Source organism: Streptomyces sp. NPDC003720 (assembly GCF_042875075.1).
Classification (GTDB): Bacteria; Actinomycetota; Actinomycetes; order Streptomycetales; family Streptomycetaceae; genus Streptomyces.
This window is the reverse complement of record NZ_JBIANZ010000002.1, coordinates 353,091-371,114: the sequence shown is the minus strand read 5'-3', so window position 1 is coordinate 371,114 and position 18,024 is coordinate 353,091. Positions and strand designations below refer to the sequence as shown.

General features: G+C 69.9%; 16 protein-coding genes and 4 pseudogenes. 10 read left to right on the top strand and 10 right to left on the bottom strand.

All coding sequences use genetic code 11. The features are described from left to right. Positions 1 to 247: 247 nt before the first annotated feature. Positions 248 to 562, bottom strand: a pseudogene (locus ACFYU0_RS07190) (LysR family transcriptional regulator); the annotation flags it as partial. Between the two features lie 9 nt (positions 563 to 571). On the opposite strand from ACFYU0_RS07190, the gene ACFYU0_RS07185 reads away from it, so the two are divergent. Both ACFYU0_RS07185 and ACFYU0_RS07180 read left to right on the top strand, forming a co-directional pair. After that, positions 572 to 1,069 carry a hypothetical protein gene (locus ACFYU0_RS07185; protein WP_389298429.1) on the top strand — a complete coding sequence of 166 codons (498 nt, stop codon included), beginning with the start codon at positions 572 to 574 and terminating at the stop codon, positions 1,067 to 1,069. Positions 1,070 to 1,329: 260 nt separating this feature from the next. Then, the gene (locus ACFYU0_RS07180; RefSeq protein ID WP_389298428.1) at positions 1,330 to 2,136 is read left to right on the top strand and encodes a MarR family transcriptional regulator; all 807 of its coding nucleotides are present in this window, start codon (positions 1,330 to 1,332) and stop codon (positions 2,134 to 2,136) included. Between the two features lie 337 nt (positions 2,137 to 2,473). Here ACFYU0_RS07180 and ACFYU0_RS07175 read toward each other — a convergent pair whose 3' ends face one another. The 3 genes from ACFYU0_RS07175 to ACFYU0_RS07165 are packed head-to-tail and all read right to left on the bottom strand — an operon-like array spanning position 2,474 to position 5,571. Next, positions 2,474 to 2,857 (bottom strand): DUF742 domain-containing protein, encoded by a 384-nt coding sequence (locus ACFYU0_RS07175; protein WP_389298427.1) that lies wholly within the window; start codon positions 2,855 to 2,857, stop codon positions 2,474 to 2,476. Between the two features lie 7 nt (positions 2,858 to 2,864). Then, positions 2,865 to 3,302: a roadblock/LC7 domain-containing protein gene (locus ACFYU0_RS07170; protein WP_389298425.1), complete on the bottom strand. Its 438-nt coding sequence runs from the start codon at positions 3,300 to 3,302 to the stop codon at positions 2,865 to 2,867. Next, complete coding sequence (locus tag ACFYU0_RS07165) at positions 3,292 to 5,571, bottom strand: nitrate- and nitrite sensing domain-containing protein (RefSeq protein ID WP_389298423.1); 2,280 nt, start codon at positions 5,569 to 5,571, stop codon at positions 3,292 to 3,294. The genes ACFYU0_RS07170 and ACFYU0_RS07165 overlap by 11 nt, the downstream gene beginning before the upstream one ends. 875 nt (positions 5,572 to 6,446) lie before the next feature. Here ACFYU0_RS07165 and ACFYU0_RS07160 point away from each other — a divergent pair. Further along, positions 6,447 to 6,605, top strand: coding sequence for a zinc ribbon domain-containing protein (locus ACFYU0_RS07160; RefSeq protein ID WP_389298923.1), 159 nt, complete (start codon positions 6,447 to 6,449; stop codon positions 6,603 to 6,605). A gap of 199 nt (positions 6,606 to 6,804) precedes the next feature. Here ACFYU0_RS07160 and ACFYU0_RS07155 read toward each other — a convergent pair whose 3' ends face one another. Beyond that, positions 6,805 to 7,008, bottom strand: a complete 204-nt coding sequence (locus tag ACFYU0_RS07155; RefSeq protein WP_389298421.1) for a hypothetical protein — start codon at positions 7,006 to 7,008, stop codon at positions 6,805 to 6,807. A 111-nt stretch (positions 7,009 to 7,119) separates the two neighbouring features. Between ACFYU0_RS07155 and ACFYU0_RS07150 the strand changes: the two are divergent. Next, positions 7,120 to 7,266 (top strand): annotated as a pseudogene (locus ACFYU0_RS07150) (DNA primase); the annotation flags it as partial. Between the two features lie 43 nt (positions 7,267 to 7,309). On the opposite strand, the gene ACFYU0_RS07145 reads toward ACFYU0_RS07150, so the two are convergent. After that, entirely contained in the window at positions 7,310 to 8,209 is a 900-nt protein-coding gene (locus ACFYU0_RS07145; protein WP_389298419.1) for a LysR family transcriptional regulator, read from the bottom strand. A 100-nt stretch (positions 8,210 to 8,309) separates the two neighbouring features. On the opposite strand from ACFYU0_RS07145, the gene ACFYU0_RS07140 reads away from it, so the two are divergent. From ACFYU0_RS07140 to ACFYU0_RS07130, 3 genes and pseudogenes are all read left to right on the top strand, one after another. Continuing rightward, positions 8,310 to 9,314 (top strand): NADP-dependent oxidoreductase, encoded by a 1,005-nt coding sequence (locus tag ACFYU0_RS07140; RefSeq protein WP_389298417.1) that lies wholly within the window; start codon positions 8,310 to 8,312, stop codon positions 9,312 to 9,314. Between the two features lie 690 nt (positions 9,315 to 10,004). Further along, entirely contained in the window at positions 10,005 to 10,832 is an 828-nt protein-coding gene (locus tag ACFYU0_RS07135; protein WP_389298415.1) for a class I SAM-dependent methyltransferase, read from the top strand. A gap of 164 nt (positions 10,833 to 10,996) precedes the next feature. Beyond that, positions 10,997 to 11,099, top strand: a pseudogene (locus tag ACFYU0_RS07130) (IS30 family transposase); the annotation flags it as partial. A gap of 382 nt (positions 11,100 to 11,481) precedes the next feature. Here ACFYU0_RS07130 and ACFYU0_RS07125 read toward each other — a convergent pair. The 4 genes from ACFYU0_RS07125 to ACFYU0_RS07110 form a co-directional block, all read right to left on the bottom strand. Then, positions 11,482 to 11,886, bottom strand: a complete 405-nt coding sequence (locus tag ACFYU0_RS07125) for a CBS domain-containing protein (protein ID WP_389298413.1) — start codon at positions 11,884 to 11,886, stop codon at positions 11,482 to 11,484. A 46-nt stretch (positions 11,887 to 11,932) separates the two neighbouring features. Beyond that, positions 11,933 to 13,429 (bottom strand): DEAD/DEAH box helicase, encoded by a 1,497-nt coding sequence (locus ACFYU0_RS07120; protein ID WP_389298411.1) that lies wholly within the window; start codon positions 13,427 to 13,429, stop codon positions 11,933 to 11,935. 358 nt (positions 13,430 to 13,787) lie between these two features. Next, positions 13,788 to 13,991, bottom strand: a complete 204-nt coding sequence (locus ACFYU0_RS07115) for a cold-shock protein (protein ID WP_210867802.1) — start codon at positions 13,989 to 13,991, stop codon at positions 13,788 to 13,790. Positions 13,992 to 14,427: 436 nt separating this feature from the next. Beyond that, on the bottom strand, positions 14,428 to 14,589 hold the full coding sequence (locus tag ACFYU0_RS07110) for a hypothetical protein (RefSeq protein ID WP_389298409.1): 162 nt from the start codon (positions 14,587 to 14,589) through the stop codon (positions 14,428 to 14,430). A gap of 975 nt (positions 14,590 to 15,564) precedes the next feature. Here ACFYU0_RS07110 and ACFYU0_RS07105 point away from each other — a divergent pair. From ACFYU0_RS07105 to ACFYU0_RS07095, 3 genes and pseudogenes are all read left to right on the top strand, one after another. Further along, positions 15,565 to 15,783 (top strand): annotated as a pseudogene (locus ACFYU0_RS07105) (SOS response-associated peptidase family protein); the annotation flags it as partial. Positions 15,784 to 16,012: 229 nt separating this feature from the next. Continuing rightward, a complete protein-coding gene (locus ACFYU0_RS07100) occupies positions 16,013 to 16,309 on the top strand; it encodes a hypothetical protein (protein WP_389298407.1) in 297 nt (98 codons plus the stop codon). Positions 16,310 to 16,909: 600 nt separating this feature from the next. Further along, positions 16,910 to 17,707 carry a hypothetical protein gene (locus ACFYU0_RS07095; RefSeq protein WP_389298405.1) on the top strand — a complete coding sequence of 266 codons (798 nt, stop codon included), beginning with the start codon at positions 16,910 to 16,912 and terminating at the stop codon, positions 17,705 to 17,707. Positions 17,708 to 18,024 lie beyond the last annotated feature (317 nt).

The window sequence follows — 18,024 nt, the reverse complement described above, 5'->3', positions numbered from 1 at the left end:
TCCCTGTGCTGTGGTATCGACTTCAGACGGTAGCCAGCAATTAAATTGTGCACAACATAACCGCCTGTGGTGAATCACACGTCGGCGAGCACCACCACGTCGGGAGCACCCACACCCCAGGGGCCATGCATACGGTGCTTGAAGGCGGACCGCGCGGCCGCCCAAGCGGCATCTAAAGCAGCGGCTGGAACAGATGCGGGCCGAGGGGACGAAGTTCCGTCCGTCGACCGGCGGTCGGGCGGGACGTCCCGGCGGACGAGTTCACGAACGAGAGCACTGCTCCGTCGTCCTCGGCCTCGATCGTGGCCCTCGGGATCCAGTCCTGCGCGCCCCACCAGGCACGCGTGTACGAGCCGCAGTTCTCGGCCCAGTCGACGAGCGGCAGCGAGCGCGGAGCCGGGTGTCCGGCCGGATGCACCAGGGAGTAGCTTTCTTCGAACAGTCCGCTCGCCACCAGCCCCGCTGGCAGCTGCGCTCCGTCCAAGGTGGCAATGGCGAGATCCGACCGCCCGTCGGCCACCTCGCCCGCCGTGCCGCGCCCGACCTCGCGGACGATCCATACCGGCTAGACATGGCCGCCGCCCAGGGCTACGCCACCATCAACTTCGAGGACACCGACGTACGCTCGGCACTGCTCGAACACACCGGCGGCCAGGGCCCCGACAAGTGCATCGACGCGGTCGGCCTGGAGGCCACACACGGTGCGTCCCACATCCACCTCTACGACCGCGCCAAGCAGGCGGTCCGCTCCGAGACCGACCGGCCACACGCCCTGCGCCAGGCCATCCTGTCCTGCCGCAGCGGAGGCGTGGTGTCCGTCATCGGCGTCTACGGCGGACTGATCGACAAGTTCCCGGCAGGCGCCCGGATGAACAGGTCCCTGACCCTGCGCACCGGGCAGTGCCACGTGCACAAGTACATGAAACCGCTGCTGAGCCTCATCGAACAGGGCAGGATCGACCCCACCCGGGTCATCACCCACCGGCTGCCCCTGACCGAGGCACCGGCCGGCTACGACCTGTTCAAGAACAAGAAGGACCACTGCGGGAAAGTCGTCCTCAAGCCGTAAGGGACACACCCGTGAACTGCCGCACCACGTCTCGCCGACGCCGGCTTGCGCTGGTCGGACGTGGACCCGGACCACTTCGACGAACGGCAGCAGAGGGACCAGAACCCTGCGGGCGCGCACACAGCCACGCAGACGACACGCCATTTGCACGGCCGCCGATGAGTTGTGGTGTGCCGGACGGTCCAAGTCGGCACACCCAACAAAGGGGGAGCCCGATGGGCAGGACGCACTTGCACACGAGGACTGACATCGCCCGCCGCATGTTCGAGCTCCTGGAGCCGATCTGTCTGGTCACCTACTGCGCCGACGAGTGCAACGAGGAACTGGCCGCACTCGGCCATCGCACCTACTGGGACGGCTACTTCGCCAGCCGTGCGGCGCCACTGGGACGGGTGTCGGCCCAAGTCGTGCACGCAGCCTTCTACAACTTCGGCGACGGGGAAACCGCACGGCACATCCCAAGCGCCTGGGAGACGATCCCGCCCGAGGCCTCCCTCGCCGCTCGGGAGCGGGGCAGCGCGGCCTCCCTACGGCGCATCCTCGGCGACGCGCTGGCCGGCTCCCCAGGCCTGGCGCGCGCCGCAGACCTCACCACCAAGGCCGCGACGAACGCCCCCACCGAAGGCAGGGTGATGTACGCCGGCATGCGCACCCTTCAGGTACCCGGCGACCCCGTCGCCCGGCTGTGGCATTCCGCGACCATGCTGCGCGAGCACCGCGGCGACGGGCACATCGCCGCCCTCGTCGGCGCGCGCATCGGCGGCACCGAGGCCCACGTGCTCTCAGCTCTGGAACAGGGCATCCACCCTCCAGAGTCGTTCGGGCGCATCCATCACCTGCCGAAAGAACGTCTGTCCGCGGTCATGGACGGCATGCGCGAACGCGGACTCATCGACACCGACGGCCGCTTCACCGACGCCGGCCGCGCGACCAAACAGCGCATCGAAACCCTCACCGACGAACTCGCCACCCCGCCATACGACGCCCTGTCCCCCGCCGAACTCGACGAACTGATCACCGAGCTTGAACCCATCACTGCGACCCTGGTGGCCACAGGCTCGCAGTGACACGCAGAAATTGCCTTGGACCTACATGATCAGGAAAGGCACAGGACACCGACGACCCCCACGGAGGACGCGGCTGTCATAGCCTGGGATCGGGTCGTACGACGGGTTCCGCGGCTCGCGCCATACCCGCCCCTCCCGCATATCCCACCTCCACAGCCGGTTGGCGGCCCCCTTCCACGACCCAGTGCACTCGGACAGATCCATCGTCATGGTTCAGGTGTGGGCTCAGTGGCTTGAGGAAAGCCCAGCTGGTCGAGCAGCGTTGCTGAGCGACCGGCGCACCCCGCGGCGCGTCAGCCGGCTGGAGCCCGCCACGCGCGCCGGAGCCAGGTCGCCGCTACAGCTGCTTCAGTCGTTCCACGATCTCCCGCAGCAGCTGCGGATCGGCTGCCGGGCCGGCGGCCTGGACGCGGCGGGGCCGGTCGATGCGGACCAGTCCTGCCTCGGCCAGGTCGCCGAGCAGGACACGGACGACGGTCAGGGGCAGGTCGGCGTCCGCGGCCAGCTCGGCCACAGGGCGTGGGCCGCGGCGGATCCGGTCGAGCAGGGACGCGCGGGCATGGTCGAGCTCCGGCTGTGCCGCGTCGTCCGGCTCCACCGCGGTGACCTGGGACAACAGGTCGACGGCATGCCGGTCCGAGGGCCGGGTGCGGCCCTGGGTCACGGTGTAGGGGCGCACCATCGACCCGGTCTCGTCCTCGTACCAGTGCTCGTCGCTCACCGCGGGATCAGGGGGTCGAGCGGGTGCCGGCGTCCAGGTGGCGGCCGAGGCGGCGGACGAGCAGGGCCATCTCGTGGGCGAGCTGTCCGACGTCGGTCTGCGCCTCGCTCAGCACGGCGAGGCGGCTGCCGTGGCCGGCCGGGGTGATGAAGAGGTAGGCGTCCTCCAGCATGACCATGGTCTGCCGCACCTCTCCCGCCTCGAACCGCTCCCCCGCGGAACGGGCCAGGCCGTGGAAACCGGAGCAGACGGCGGCCAGGTGTTCGAGGTCCCGCCGGCGCATGCCCTCCGAGCAGCTCAGGGGGAGGCCGTCGGCGGTGAGCAGCACGGCCTGGCGGACGTGGTCGGTGCGGGCCACGAGGTCGTCCAGCAGCCAGCCGAGGTCCGTGCCGGGCGCGCCGGCGGGTGGGGCCGGGGTCTCGGGGGTGTGGTCGTCACCGTGCATCGTCGGTGTCCGTCCCTTCGTTTGCTTGGGCGGGCGAGTCCTCTGGGGTGCCCGTCGCCGGCAGGCCTCTGCGGCCGCGATCCCGGCCCCGCTGGAAGGCGCCGAAGATCGCCCGCATCTCTTCGGGGTCGATTCCTCGGTCCGGTGCCGGGTCAGGGGGCGGCGGCTCCTCCCGCAGCTCCCGCACGAGCGAGGCCTGGCGGGTGCGGGTGGGCAGGGCGGGGGTGTCGTGCGGCTCGGGGGCGGCCTCGGGCGTGCTCCGCCCCCTCGACGGCAGCTCCGTCACTGGTGCGACGTTTTCCGAGCGCTGCGTCCGGCGCAGCACCTCGGCGCCGGCCCCGGGCCCCGCGGCCGCCGGTTCCACGTCGGCCAGCACCTCCTCCGGGAGCAGCACCACCGCGGTCGTACCGCCGTACGGCGAATCCCGCAGGTTCACCTCGATGCCGTGCCGGGCGGCGAGGCGGCCGACGACGTACAGGCCGAGCCGGTCGTGCCGGGTGGGGTCGAAGGCGTCGGGGTCGGTGAGGGTGCGGTGGGCCTGGGCGCGCTGCTCGGCGTCGAGGCCGAGGCCGCGGTCGTCGATCTCCAGGACGAAGCCGTTGCCGACCCGCCCCGGGCGCAACGTGACCTGGGTGTGCGGCGGCGAGAACATCGTGGCGTTCTCCAGCAGTTCGGCGAGGAGATGCGCGATGTCGGCGACCGCGTCCGCCACGACGCCGGTCTCGGGCATCGGCGGGACCACCACGCGCGTGTAGTCCTCGATCTCGCTCACCGCCGAGGCGACGACGTCCGCCACCGGCACGGGCCTGCGCCAGCGGCGGCCGGGTGCCGCGCCGGAGAGGACGATGAGGCTCTCGGCGTGCCGGCGCATACGGGTCGTCAGGTGGTCGATGCGGAACAGCTGGTGCAGGACGTCCGGGTCGTCGGTACGCCGCTCCAGGGTGTCGACCAGCTTCAACTGCCGGTGCACCAGCGCCTGGTTGCGCCGGGCGATGTTGAGCAGCACCGCGAACAGCCCCCGGCGCAGGGTGGCCTGCTTGACGGCGGCCTCCACGGCGGCGAGCCGGGCGGTGTTGAACGACCGGCCGACCTGCCCGATCTCGTCGTCCCTGACCTCGTCGGCGGCGAGCGGCGGCGCCTCGGCGAGCGCGTCCACCTCCTCGCCGGCGCTCAAGCGTCGCATGACGTCCGGAAGTTTTCGGGAGGCGAGCACGTCCGCCGCGTCTCGCAGGATCTCCAGGCGGCGTGAGATGCGCCGCGCGCCGCGCACCGCGAACCACAGCGACAGCGCAACCGCGGCCAGCCCGACCGCGCCGACGACGGCGGCCTGGGTCAGCTCGCGGTAGGCGAAGGCACGGCCGCGCGCGGCGGAGTTCTCGGCGGAGCGGGTGCACAGCTGCATGTAGCGCTTGACGGCCCGGTCGGTGGTGGACCGCCAGGTGTCCGCGGCGACGGCCTCTCCCGCCCGCCCGGCACCGGCCCGCAGCAGCGCGTTTTCGCCCCGCATCAGCGAGCGGTGCAGGTCATCGCGCTGGAACTGCTCGAACAACCCGCGCGAGTCGGCGGGCAGGTCCGGCACGTACGTCCGCTCGAAGACACGCCGGTCCTCGATGGTCGCGGTCAGGGCGTCGTACTGCCGGTCGGTCAGGGTCCCGGCCGCCCGCGCCCCGGCGACCAGGGCGTCCTCCCGGGACACGAACTCCCGTACCCGTACCAGCTCGATGACGACCTGTGCCTCGCGGGCGAGCTGTCCGGCCTGGAGCGCGGTGAGCGTGGACTGCACGTCGAAGCCGGGTTCGACCAGGGCGCTGTACTCGTCCACCGCCCGGTCCCAGGTGATGTCCCTGGACAACACGCGCTCGCGCAGCCCTTCCAGGTTCCCGGTGGCGCTGACCACGGCGTCCAGGGCCTGCCGCTGCCGGTCCGTGAGCCGGCCGCGGTCCCCGTCCCGCACAGCATGCCGCATGGCGTCGACGGCCCGGTCCGTACGGCGCTGCTGTCCGAGCAGGTCGCCGCCGGCGGCCGTGTCGAGGCGGGCACCCAGATAGGCGGCGGACATCCGGCGCTCGATCTGGATCTGCCCGATCGCGGTGTCCACGGGCGTGCCGAAGTTCTCGTACACCCCCTGGAGCCTGACCAGCGCGCGCAGTTCGGCCGTGACCGACACCATGGCGAAGCTCCACAAGGCCATCAGGGCGACGGCCGGGGCAAGGGCGAGCGCCACGATCCGCGCGCGGACGGTGGTGGGACGGCCGACGGGCCAGCGCATGGGATACCTGCCGGTGTTACCAGTCAGTAGAAAGTTCGGCACAACCTACGGCATCACCACCTGGATCGCAATGGTGACCTGCCGTAACCCAGGGCCACTTCCGGGGCGCCGCTCTCCGGGGTTGCCCGAAGGTCGTGACGACCGCCGCGTGGCCCGAAGGGCAGTCGTTGCCCGACTCGTCGAGCCACGGTCGCGGGGTGCCGGTGACCAGGGTCCGCGCGTGAGCAGTGAGAGCGGCCTGACCTAGTGGCTCGGTCAGGGGCCGTTCTCGTGAGCGTTGTCAGCCAGCGACCGCGGTTCCCCGCTGTTTCCCGACCCAACGGGCATGGGAGGGGCATGTCGACTGACCATCCCTAGACTGCAAGCAGCCCGGCGAGCACCACAGCCCCCGCCGCAGAGAAGACCCGCTGCTTCCTCCAGCCTGCACCCGAAGCCCGGCGGTTCAGTTCCCACATGAACACCAGACCGCCACCAAGACCCAGCGCGCTCCGCAGCAGGAAAACAGTCGTGTGCACAGGGAGCCTCCAGGGACCTTCGAACGGAGGGCAAGGCTATCCCTGGCGGTGGTCGCGTGGATGGCCAGCCCCGGTCTGGAAGCTCTAACTCTCTCGATGCGGACACGCCCGGGTCGCCGACGCACGCCGCGAGTTCCACCGCCGGCTCTCCGCGAAACCAAGCGGTCGCCGGGAGGACCTGGCAGTGAAAGGACTTGCCCGCACGCGTATGGCTAAGTCCACGACGCCGGATGGGCGGCGTTCGTGACCATGCTGTAGTGCAAGGCCGCCCGGTACGGGCGCACCTTCGTGAAGGTCGGCCGGTTCCAGCCGACCTCCCAGGTGTGATCGCGGTGCGGCGTCCAGGACGGCCCCAAGCCCCTGCACGTCCGAGAGTGGACCTGCGGTACATGCGGGGCCGTCCTGGACCGGGACATCAACGCGGCGGTCAACGTCGCCAAGGCGGCCGGACAGGCCGTGACAGCCCGTGGACCGCAGGTAAGCGGGGACCCGCCCCCGAACAGCGCGGCGAAGCGTTGAAACCCACCCGGAACCGCACCCGACAAACGGTGCGGCAGACGGGAAGCGCGCTTTTTCAGGCGGGCGAGGATGTCAATTAGCGTTCCCGACGGGGCGCGGGGTCGGTCCGGTCGCGGGGTCGGGTCGGCAGTCGGCACAGTCCCTGCGATTTTCGCGCCAAAACGCCCCGCGGCGCGTGGCTGCGGGGCGCCTTGTGGGGTTAGTCGACCTTCTGCCCGTCGTACATACCGCCCTTACAGGTGTTGTCCGTCAGATCGGCCGTTCCGCCGCCCTGCGTGCACTGAGAAGGGGTGACGTCAGACGGGGCACCCTGTGCGGCGGTGGCGGTGGCGGCGCCTGTGAGGCCGAGTCCAGCGAAGGCGGCCGTGGCGATGGCGGCGGCGAAAATTCGTCGAATGCGCATCCGATTTCCCTTTCACGGATTGCCTTGGTTGGGGCACTAGCCAGCTTGATCTTCACCCATGTGGGTGGCACGTCATGTTGCTCCATTCGGGTGACAGGGCTAGTCGAAGATGAGGGGAACTCCGTCACCGCTCCCCCGACCCTGTTCGGCTCCCGGGGCGCCGTGCAGTGGGCCTGCCGGCCGACCCCCGCGAACCAGTGGCTGCCGGACGCCGAGGAGCTGATCCCGCCGCTGGCCTACACGTGCGGCCGGGACCGCGCGGCTGATCGCCAAAGGCGCCGTCGGCTGGAGCTGGACCCCATCAGAGGGCGGAGCCTTCGGCCCGCAGCTCCCGCACCAGAGCGCGCACGACGGCGGAGCCGGCGAGCTCCGGGGTGGTCACATAGCCGACACGGCGCGTGGGGCGCTCCGGACCGAGATCGGTGATCTCGATCGAGTCCGTCGCTCCGATCAGGGAGAGCGCGGGCATAATCGCCATTCCGTACCCCCCGCTCACGAACGAGAGCACTGCTCCGTCGTCCTCGGCCTCGATGGTGGCCCTCGGGATCCAGTCCTGCGCGCCCCACCAGGCACGGGTGTACGAGCCGCAGTTCTCGGCCCAGTCGACGAGCGGCAGCGAGCGCGGAGCCGGGTGTCCGGCCGGATGCACCAGGGAGTAGCTCTCTTCGAACAGTCCGCTCGCCACCAGCCCCGCTGGCAGCTGCGCTCCGTCCAAGGTGGCAATGGCGAGATCCGACCGCCCGTCGGCCACCTCGCCCGCCGTGCCGCGCCCGACCTCGCGCACGATCCGCACCTGCGGCTCGATCCCGGGATACCTCGCGCGCAGCCGCTGCACGACCGGCGGCAGCAGGTGCAACGCGGTGCTGCGGAAGGCCGCGATCCGCAGCGGGCCCTCGAGCCCCTGCGTCGCCTCGGACTGGGCGGCTTGCCGCGCCTCGGCGACGAGCACGTCCAGCAGCCGCAGAGTACGGCGTGCATGCGTCACAGCCCTCTCCCCCGCCGGAGTGGGTTTCGCACCGCTGCGGCCGCGTTCGAACAGGACGGCGCCGATCTTGCGCTCGCTGCCGCGCACCGAGTGGGAGACCGCGGACTGTGTCAGGCCGAGTGCGTCGGCCCCGGCCGAGAAGCCGCCGGCGTCCGCAACCGCCACCAGAATGCGCAGTTCCTGCGGCGCGAGATCGGTGTCGGTCGTGCGGGCCACAGGGCGCTCACCTCAAGGTATGAGAACTGCTCATGGAACGGGGCGTCACATGAGCCCAACCGCCTGCCCGAGGGCTCCATTCCCGTCCTACGGTCCCGTCATGACCGAGAACGCGATCACCGTCCAGCAGACCGCCCGCCCCCACGGTTTTCCCACCACCAAGGACTTCGCCTTCGTCGAGTCCGCGATTCCCGCTCCTGCGGTCGGCACCGCGCTCGTGGAGAACCTCTATTGGTCCGTCGACCCGTACCACCGCGAGATGATGGACGACGTGCCCGGCGGCTTCGCGCTCCACACACCGCTCGAGGGCCGGACCCTCGGGCGCATCGTCGCCTCGCGGACGCCGAAGCTACCCGAGGGCGAGATCGTCTTCCACCGGCAGGGCTGGCGCACGCACTCCGTGGTCCGACCCGAGGAGATCCGTAAACTCCCCCGCTTCGACGGGGTTCCCCTGACGGCGTACCTGAGCGTCCTCGGCGGCACCGGACTGACCGCCTACGTGGCCCTCACCCGCATCGCCCGGCTCCGCGCGGGCGACGACCTCTTCGTCTCCGCCGCAGCCGGCGGCGTCGGTACGGCCACTGGCAGGTTCGCCCGGCTGCTGGGCGCCGGCCGACTCGTGGGCAGCGCGGGCTCGGCGGCCAAGGTCGAGCACCTGACCCGGGAGGTGGGCTACGACGCAGCGTTCAACTACCATGACGGCCAAGCCGCTGAACTGCTCGCCAAGGCCGCACCGGACGGCATCGACGTCTTCGTCGACAACGTCGGCGGCGAGCAACTGGCCGCCGGGGTGGGCGCAGTGCGCGAGTTCGGGCGCATCGTCCGGATCGGCACCATCAGCCGCTACAACAACCCTTACGCGCCCCCGCCGTACTTCAACTACTCGGACATCGTGGAGAAGAGCCTCCGTATGGAGGGCTTCCTGGTCAGCAACTACCGCGGCCTGCAGGACGAGCTGTACGAGTTCGCCGTCCCCCATCTGCAGAGTGGCCGACTGACGCTGGACCAGACGGTGGTGGACGGGTTCGAGCACATCGTGGCCGCATTCCTGGGCATGCTGCACGGCAAGAACACCGGAAAGATCATCGTGCGGGACCACGCGTAGGCCTCGCCCGGCCGTCGCGCGCGGCACGACGCGCATGGCTGCTCCTCCGACGGCGGCGGCGACCGCGACGGCGGGTCAGGAAGACGGCTGCGCACAGAACCCGGCAACCCCCTCAGCCAACGGGCCGGTGGTGAGCCCTTCGGCGGGCACCAGCACCGGTCACATCGCCGCGGTCGGCGAGGGCGTAGACGCACGCTGTGTCCCTGAGCCTGTCCCCGCTCCGATCACCTCAGACGCCTACGCCGAGGTGGTCCTGGCACCCGTCACGCTCACGTTCGGCATCGGCAACATGCCGCTGAGGACAGCCGCAGGTCTCGGGTGGGGCGTACCGACCGCCTACGACCTGATCAAACCGCCGCGCGCGTGCGGCCCGGCGAAAAGCGTGCTGTCCACGCCGCTGCCGGCTCAGTCGGTACGCTCGCCGCCCAGTTCGCCGACTGGCTGGAGCAGGTCGGCACAGCCGCGAGCCGCTGCGCGGCCATCGCCCAAAACCCTGCTCAAACACCAGATCGAGCAGACCGCCGAGATGCGGTTGGAAGGGAGAGCGGGCGCTCTTGGCGGCTGCCTGGGAAGGGGTCCACGGCCGAACGGTGCTGGCGGAGCAGACAGAAAAGACCGGCACGGCTGCTGTTGAGGAGCTGCCGTTAAACCAGTGGCGCCGCGTGGACGAGCCTCATAACTTGTGCGCTCGTGACTGATGATCCGCAGATGCGCCCGAATCGACAGGATCTCGGCCGAGTGTTCAACGAAGTGCCCGAGCTCTACGACCGGGTCCGGCCGGGATACCCTGACGAACTGTTCGCGGACCTTGTCACCGTCACTGGCATGGACGAAAGGTCGTCGGTGCTGGAGGTGGGCTGCGGTACCGGCCAGACGACGCGCTCGCTGGCAGCGTTCGGGTGCTCGGTGACCGCCATCGAGCCGGGCGCGGACATGGCCGCACTCGCTCGCCAGCGGATCGCCGCCTTCGGCAACGTCGAAGTCGAAACGTCGATGTTTGAGGAGTGGGACGACCGCGGTCGACGCTTCGATGTCCTTGTGGCTGCGTCGTCGTGGCACTGGGTCGACCCGTCGATCGGCTGGCAGCGAGCGCACGATGTGCTCCGCCCCGCAGGCTGGATGGCATTGCTCGGCAACGTCGTCGTCCGCCGAGTTGGAGAGCCGGAGGTGTACGCCGAGACCGCCGATCTCCACGAGCGGTTCTGCCCCGGGAACCCCGGCTGGGGTCACCCTCCCCTGGAGGACGACGTGCGCACCACCGACGAGGGCTGGGGTCTGGTCGACGACCCCGGAGAATTGTTCGGCCCAATGATCGTGCGCTGGTACCCGACCGTGCAGTGGTTCAACGGGGACGGCTTTGCCGATCACCTTCGCTCGTTGTCGCTGTACCGGAGGCTCGACCGCGACGTCCGTGAGCCCCTGCTCGATGCAATCGCCGAGCGCATCCGCACGCGGATGGGCGATCGAGCATCCCGCCGTTACCTGAGCGTGCTCCGCGTCGGAGAGCGCGCCGAGTGAGCCCAGTCGTGAAGGACCTGCCGGCACCGCTCGACCGCCGTGCTGTACGACGAGGGCGGGGCGGACAGGGGCACCAGCTGGGCGCGCGGCAGCCGGAGCGCGCCCCCGCTTCCGAGTCCGGTCACCGGTCCGGTCGCTACGGTGGCCCCGCCCCTCCGGCACTGCCCGCCGATGCCGCCGACCGAGCTGTCCAGCACTGGGAAGGCGACCTGATGGTCGGCGAGAGGAACGGCTCCGCCATCGGCACCCGGGTCGAACGCAGCACCCACCACCTGATGCTCGTGCACCTCCCACGCAACGACGGCGCCGCCGCTCCGCAACGCGCTCACCGAGACCGTCCAGCCCCTCCCGCCTCCCCGATGCGGTCGCTGACCTGGGACCAGGGCATCGAGATCCTGGACGCCGTCGCCACCGAACTCAGCAGCCGCCCACGCAAAGCGCTCGGCTGGGAGACCCCGGCCGAGCGCCTGCACAGTCTGCTCGCGGCTTGATCGACTCGCCGCGGTGTTGCTACGCCCCCTGAAATTCGCTCACGCCGGTGGGGCCTCACTGCTCGTTCGGCTCAGACCTGTCCGTAAGTCAGGCGGAGAGGGGGAGCGCCGAGCGTTGCGGAAGCCGGCTCGACGGGCCGGCCAGGGGCAAGGGTGGTTCAGCGGGAGAGGGCGACGACGTCCAGGGCGCTGTCGTGTCCCCCCGCCACGGGCGGGGTTCCGAGCCGGCGGCAGCGCATCGCACGCTCTGCTTCGGCCCCCGTGGCCGGCGGCGAGGCGAAGGGCCCGATGACGTCAGCGATGTCACGCAGGCGGATCCGGTCCGTGTACGCGGAACCGTCACGAACGGCCATGAGCCCGGCCCGGGTGACAAGGCCGGTGTGCGAGCCGTCCTCGTCGCAGACGACCAGATGACCTGTACGGGCGGCGGCCATCACGGACAGTGCCACCTCCACGGTCATGTCCTCCCAGACCTGCGGTCCGGCCGCGTCCATGGTGTCGGCCACCGTGCTGTGCGCGGGGTGGGCGCTCGCCGGGCGCAACTGCGTCTGGTTCAGCGTCAAAGGGTGCCTCCTGCGGAGTTGGGCCGGCTTCCTGATCACCACGGTTCTATGCCGCCGCACCGGCGGTGGACTGCCGTACGGGCGCGCGGCGGGCCGCCGGGACGGGGCGGCGTCGGCCGCGTGAGGTGGCGCCGCGCTTCTTGGGGCGTTGCACCACCGGTGCGGTGATGACGACCGGGATGCCGGAGGGGGCCTGGGCGCCGGTGATGCGGTGCAGGGCCTCTTCGCCGACGCGGACCTGGGTGGTCTGCGGGACGATGCCGGCCGCTGCCATGAGGCGGGTCATGCCGCGGCGCTGGTTGGGGGTGACCAGGGTGACGACGCTGCCGGACTCTCCTGCGCGGGCGGTACGGCCACCGCGGTGGAGGTAGTCCTTGTGGTCGGTCGGCGGGTCGACATTGACGACGAGGTCGAGGTTGTCGACGTGGATGCCACGCGCCGCGACGTTGGTCGCTACCAGCACGCTGACGTGTCCGGTCTTGAACTGGGCCAGCGTGCGGGTGCGCTGTGGCTGTGACTTCCCGCCGTGCAGGGCGGCGGCCCGTACCCCGCTGTTCAGGAGGTGCTCGGTGAGGCCGTCGACGGCGTGCTTGGTGTCGAGGAACATGATCACGCGGCCGTCGCGTGCGGCGATCTGGGTGGTTGCCGCGTGCTTGTCGGCGCCGTGAACGTGGAGCACGTGGTGCTCCATCGTCGTGACCGCGCCGGCCGCGGGGTCGACGGAGTGCACGACCGGGTCGCTGAGGTAGCGGCGCACGAGCAGGTCGACGTTCCGGTCGAGAGTGGCGGAGAACAGCATGCGCTGGCCTTCGGGGCGGACCTGGTCGAGGAGGGCGGTGACCTGCGGCATGAAGCCCATGTCGGCCATCTGGTCGGCCTCGTCGAGGACGGTGACGGAAACCTGGTCCAGCCGGCAGTCGCCGCGGTCGATGAGATCTTTCAGACGTCCCGGTGTGGCGACGACGACCTCGGCGCCACCGCGCATCGCGCTCACCTGCCGGCCGATCGGCATTCCGCCCACCACCGTGGCGAGCCGCAGCCTCACGGAGCGGGCGTACGGGGCGAGCGCGTCGGTGACCTGCTGCGCCAGCTCACGCGTGGGTACGAGGATCAGCCCCAGCGGCTGCCTGGCCTCGGCACGCTGCCCTGCGGTACGGGCCAGCAACGCCAACCCGAAAGCGAGGGTCTTGCCGGAACCGGTGCGGCCACGGCCCAGCACGTCGCGGCCGGCGAGGGAGTTCGGCAGGGTCGCGGCCTGGATCGGGAAGGGTACGGTCACGCCTTGCGAGCTGAGCGCGCCCAGCAGCGCCCGGGGCATGTCGAGATCGGCGAAGCCCTCCGCGGCGGGGAGCGCGGGAGTGATCGTCCTGGGCAGCGCGAACTCCCCCTGGGCCGCGGCGGGCCGGCGGCCGTAACCACCGGAACGGCTCGGCCCGGCGGAGCGGCTCCTGGCCGACGAACCGAATCGGCTGGCACCCCTTCCGGATTCGGCACTGCCGTTACGGGTGCGGGTGAAGCGGTCGTTCGTGCGTGTGCGGTTCATGCGGAACCTTCCTCGACGCGGCACATATCAAGGAATTCCCGCAGCGATCAGCAGCACAGAGAATTGCAAGAATGGACCGGTGGAATGCGAAAGCGAATCTGACCGACGAAAAATCTGTGCGGGCAGAGGAGCTGGAGTGAGTGGCGCGAAGCGGACGCAATGCTCGGGAGTCCACCGCGATGAAGCCGTGAAGGGATGCGCAGGGATGCGTGCACCCCTGAAGGATGCTCCGTAAGGAGTACGTCTACCGGTTTCCTGGTGGGCGTCCGCAGGCGAAACCACTGCGGGAAAATGCGCGTAGCTGGGGCCCGCACCCCGAAGGACGCGGGCCCCAGCTACGAGTACGCGACAGTCAGCGTCAGGCGAGAACGATGTTCTCGGCCGTCGGACCCTTCTGGCCCTGCGCGATGTCGAAGGTCACCTTCTGGCCCTCCTGCAGCTCGCGGAAGCCCTGGGCGGCAATGTTCGAGTAGTGGGCGAACACATCGGCGCCGCCGCCGTCCTGCTCGATGAAGCCGAAGCCCTTTTCCGCGTTGAACCACTTCACGGTACCAGCAGCCATGTCATTTCTCCTTCGGGGCAGTGCATCGGGATCCGCACTGCGCGGACCTCGTGTCGCCGCGATGATCACCCCGTCCGGAAAAAGAACCGGATAACAAAAGCGCCTCCGGTGGCACAGATACCGACCCGAGGGCACTTGAAGTTTTGGGAACCACAACTGCAACCGACATCGACAGTAGCACGCCGCAGCGGCCTGTGTACGGTGAAGAATCCCACTCCGCCTAATGCGATTGGAAATCTGTCTGCCCGTTCCGTTGAAATCTCAGCTCGCGAGCACAGATATTGACCCAGCCGGGCGTAGCGTTTCGGGAAGTATTGGGGGCGCCCAGCGTAAGAGGTGCTCCTCCAAGGGACGGTGCAGGGGAGCGTGGAGGTCAGGGTGGCGCCGGCAAGCGTCACGTCTCCGGCACTACTCTCCGCTTCGCGGGCACCTCGGATCAGCGATTGGAGAGGCGGTACCCATCGGCGCGGAATCCGTCCACTGCGGGAGGCGTGGCGTCGGTACGCGAGCTGCCCAGAGCCCAGCTGGTGACGGTGCCGGTGCGGCGGTCGATCCGGCGGCGGGCGCGCTCGCGGTTGGGGTAAGGGCGGTGAGCCATGATCCGCGGCCTGGCAGAGAGCCCAGTTCCGACTCGACACGTCGTCAACCTGTTGACCACGCCCGCCTCAACACCGGTGTGACGTGCCTCAGGCCGCATGGTGCGTGGCCTGGCACGGCCGATGGGCCTCCCCACTGGGTGGGACGGCCCGTCGTGGGCGCCGGCTCACCGCCTGGCGTCACCTACCGCCGCTGGTAGGGGGTCAGTGGCGGTGTCCGCGGCGGTGGCGGCCCCAGAAGACGGTTCACCCGAAAGTGAGTAACAGGCCGGCAGTCCGGACGTGCAGGCCCGGGCACATCGGGATGCGGCGCCCAGCGGGAGCTGCACCTGGGCACAGCGACGCCGGACGGCTCCTCGCCTCCTACACCGAGGCAGCCACCGTGCTCGCCGCGCTCGCCCAACTCTCATGCGGCGCGACCCGTCTCGGCAGACCGGGAACGCCAGTGGTGTGGCGGCCGGGCCGGGACTCGAACACAGGGCTGACCAGCACCGCCTATGGACGGAAGGCCGCAGCGCATAGTTACATTCCGGTCATGCTCCATGTAGGAAGATCCCACATCGTTGAAGTGCTCGCAGGTGCGCTCCTGCTGTTCTCCCTGCTCACGTGTGTGTGGCAATTGGACCGGCACAGTCGAGGACTGAGCATCAAGAGGCCGTGGCTCGCCGCCGCCATGGCAGCGTTGATCATCTACCACTTCTCGCCCTACTCATGAGCGATCACGGTTGAGCGCAATCGCGCCTCCTACGCAGCACAGGACGCGCGCCTCGCGCGTCGCGCCCCGGCCGCCGTCCTCGCCGGCGAGCCCCCGCCCGAGGCGTGGATGGAGGACATCACCGCCCCCGGCACGGACGACGAGGACGAGCAGCGCACCTACCCCGGCTGCTGACTGACCGCTGCCGCGCGAGCCACGTCTTGTGGGGGCCGTGCCACTGGCTGCGGTGTGTCCGCCGCCCGCCGTCGCGTACGGTGCCAGCGCCACCGACGCAGCCGGCCACGTGCACCCTCGCATCCCGCTGGCGCTCGCCGAGGACCACTACGACGCCTGGCTCGACCCCACCCACCAAGACCCCGACCACCTGCGCGCTCTCCTCGGCCAGCCCGCCGGCGGACACCTCGACGCCCGCCCCGTGTCGACAGCCGTCAACAACGTCCGCAACAACGGCCCCCAACGCCTCGACCCGGTCAGCCTGTAATCGCAGTAAGGGGCCAGTCAAAGACGGTCAGTCTGGCGGGAGTTGGAGCACACCAGCGACCGAAGCGACCGACCGCTACAAGCGCTGGTTGCCCGGCCGAAGCGCGGTGCGAAATCTCGACAGCGTTCCCGGCTCGGCTATGTCCGGGAACGGTCGATCGTCGCAGGCGCCGGCAACCCGCGGCTGCCCGGCTGCGTCCGTGATTGCACAGTGAAAGGGGAGCGGAGCCGTGTCGGAAGGCTTGACGGACAAGGACAAGCCCGCAGTAGTGCCGTTCGCGGCGTACCTGTGGGCGGCGGTGATGACTGGCGGCGGCGCGTTCGCCCTGGTCCATGACAGCACGGGTTGGCATCGTTGGATCTACGTGCTGAGCCTGCTCGGCGGTCTGACCGGGGTTGGCGAGTGCGCGCAGCGAGCTCGCCGAGCCCGTGCCGCGCGCCTGCCCCAGCCATGGCTGCCTCCGGCGCTTCTGGTGGCGTACGCGACGGCCGTGGTGGTGGCCTTGGTCGTGCTGGCGGTGCGGTAGCGGTCCCGGTCCGTGTGGGAGGCGGTGTCGCGGACCGCCTCGCGCAGTGCCGCCGGCATTGCCAGGCCTTCGCCCAGATGCGCCGCGTTGCGCTCGCCGCCTCGTCAGAGGCTCGCCGGCCTGCGGTCCGGGCCTGCGTGGCCGGCAGGTCCCCGCCCATATCCACACCAACGACCAACCTGGCCACGTCGCGGGAGTCCGCACTGGCTTATATGCGGGGTCTGATCGCTCCGCTGCAACGGCAGAACGGCCGGGCGCAGGCGGAGGAACCTTGATGGTGGTCGCCCTGGCGACGGCCTCGACCTGTGCGCGCTGGTGTCCGTTGCCGGCTGCGTTGTGGTCCGGCCTTGCCGGGGGGCCTGGATGCTTACGTGCACCGCACCACTGCGTGGTCTGCAACCAGCACAGTCAACCACCCGTGCGACTCGGCCGGATCTGTCGGCCGTGCCTGCCATCGGGTGTGAAGCGGTGCCGGGTACCGCTCCTGGATGATCTAGAGTTCCGGCGGCGCTAATCGATCCGCCGATCAGTTACTCGACTCAGGGGTGGGGATTGATCACTGTGAATTCTGCTGCTGCGCAGCGGAGAATGCCGGCGACCGTGCGGCGGGCAGCCGCCGCGGCGGTGGCCGGGGGTATGGCGCTGGTGGGCGTGGGGCTCACGGCGCCGGCGGCACACGCGGCCGAAGGCGACATCTCGTTCGCGAACGTCGTCCTCAACAACGGTAAGCCCATCGTCGTCGGCCTCAGCGCCGAGGTCGAGGCCCCGCTGACCTACACGGTCAAGAGCAACGTGTCACTCGACGACTGGTGGGTCGAGGCGTACCGCACCAACGGGTCCACCAAGTACCTGCTCGCGATCTCCACGACGCAGTGGGGCTGCCGGACGTCCTCCGCTGGGGGTTACACCTTCCGCGACTGCGACGAGACGATGACCATCGACCCGGACGGCATGTCGGGCGGTAACGGCAACCATCTCGTCAACAGTGACGCCGCGACGTGGAAGACCCTCGGAACGGGCATCAAGAAGAACGGCGGTTACGACACCGACCTGCTCTCCGCGACCGTCCGCCTCCAGCGTGCCTCGCGTATCCAGAACGCGAACGCGTCCCCCGAACCCGTCGCAAAGGGCAGGCCGATCACCGTCACCGGCACCGTGCAGCGCGCCAACTGGAGTCGGCACCGCTACGACAACTACGGTGACCGGCTGGTGAAACTGCAGTTCAAGCCCGCCGGTTCCAGCAGCTACTCCACGGTGAAGACGGTCACCGCCAGCAGTAGCGGCTACCTCAAGACCAGCGTGACAGCCTCGCAGGACGGCACCTGGCGCTGGAGGTACAGCGGCAACACCACCACCGGTGCCAGCAACTCCTCCGGCGACTACGTCGACGTGACCTGAGACCCGTGCCACGGTCACCAGCCCGACCGCCGTAGCCCTGCAGGCCGCACGTCTCGGCACCGTCGTTCTGTGAGGCCCTGGTAGGCGGGAAATTCGGCTGGCGGACTCTGACTGAGGTGGCTCGCCGACCAGAGTCCAGCGTGACCTGTTGTGTCCCTGCACAGTTCACTGGCCCAGTTCACTGGTGCTCGGCCACTAGACCACGACGTGCTGCGGACCTAGTCTCTGACCCGCCCGCATACGGAAACCCTCGTTCCGTTCGCCGATGAGGGCTGACACCTGCCTGCCCGCGCCTAGTCGCCCTTGTATCTCTCGTT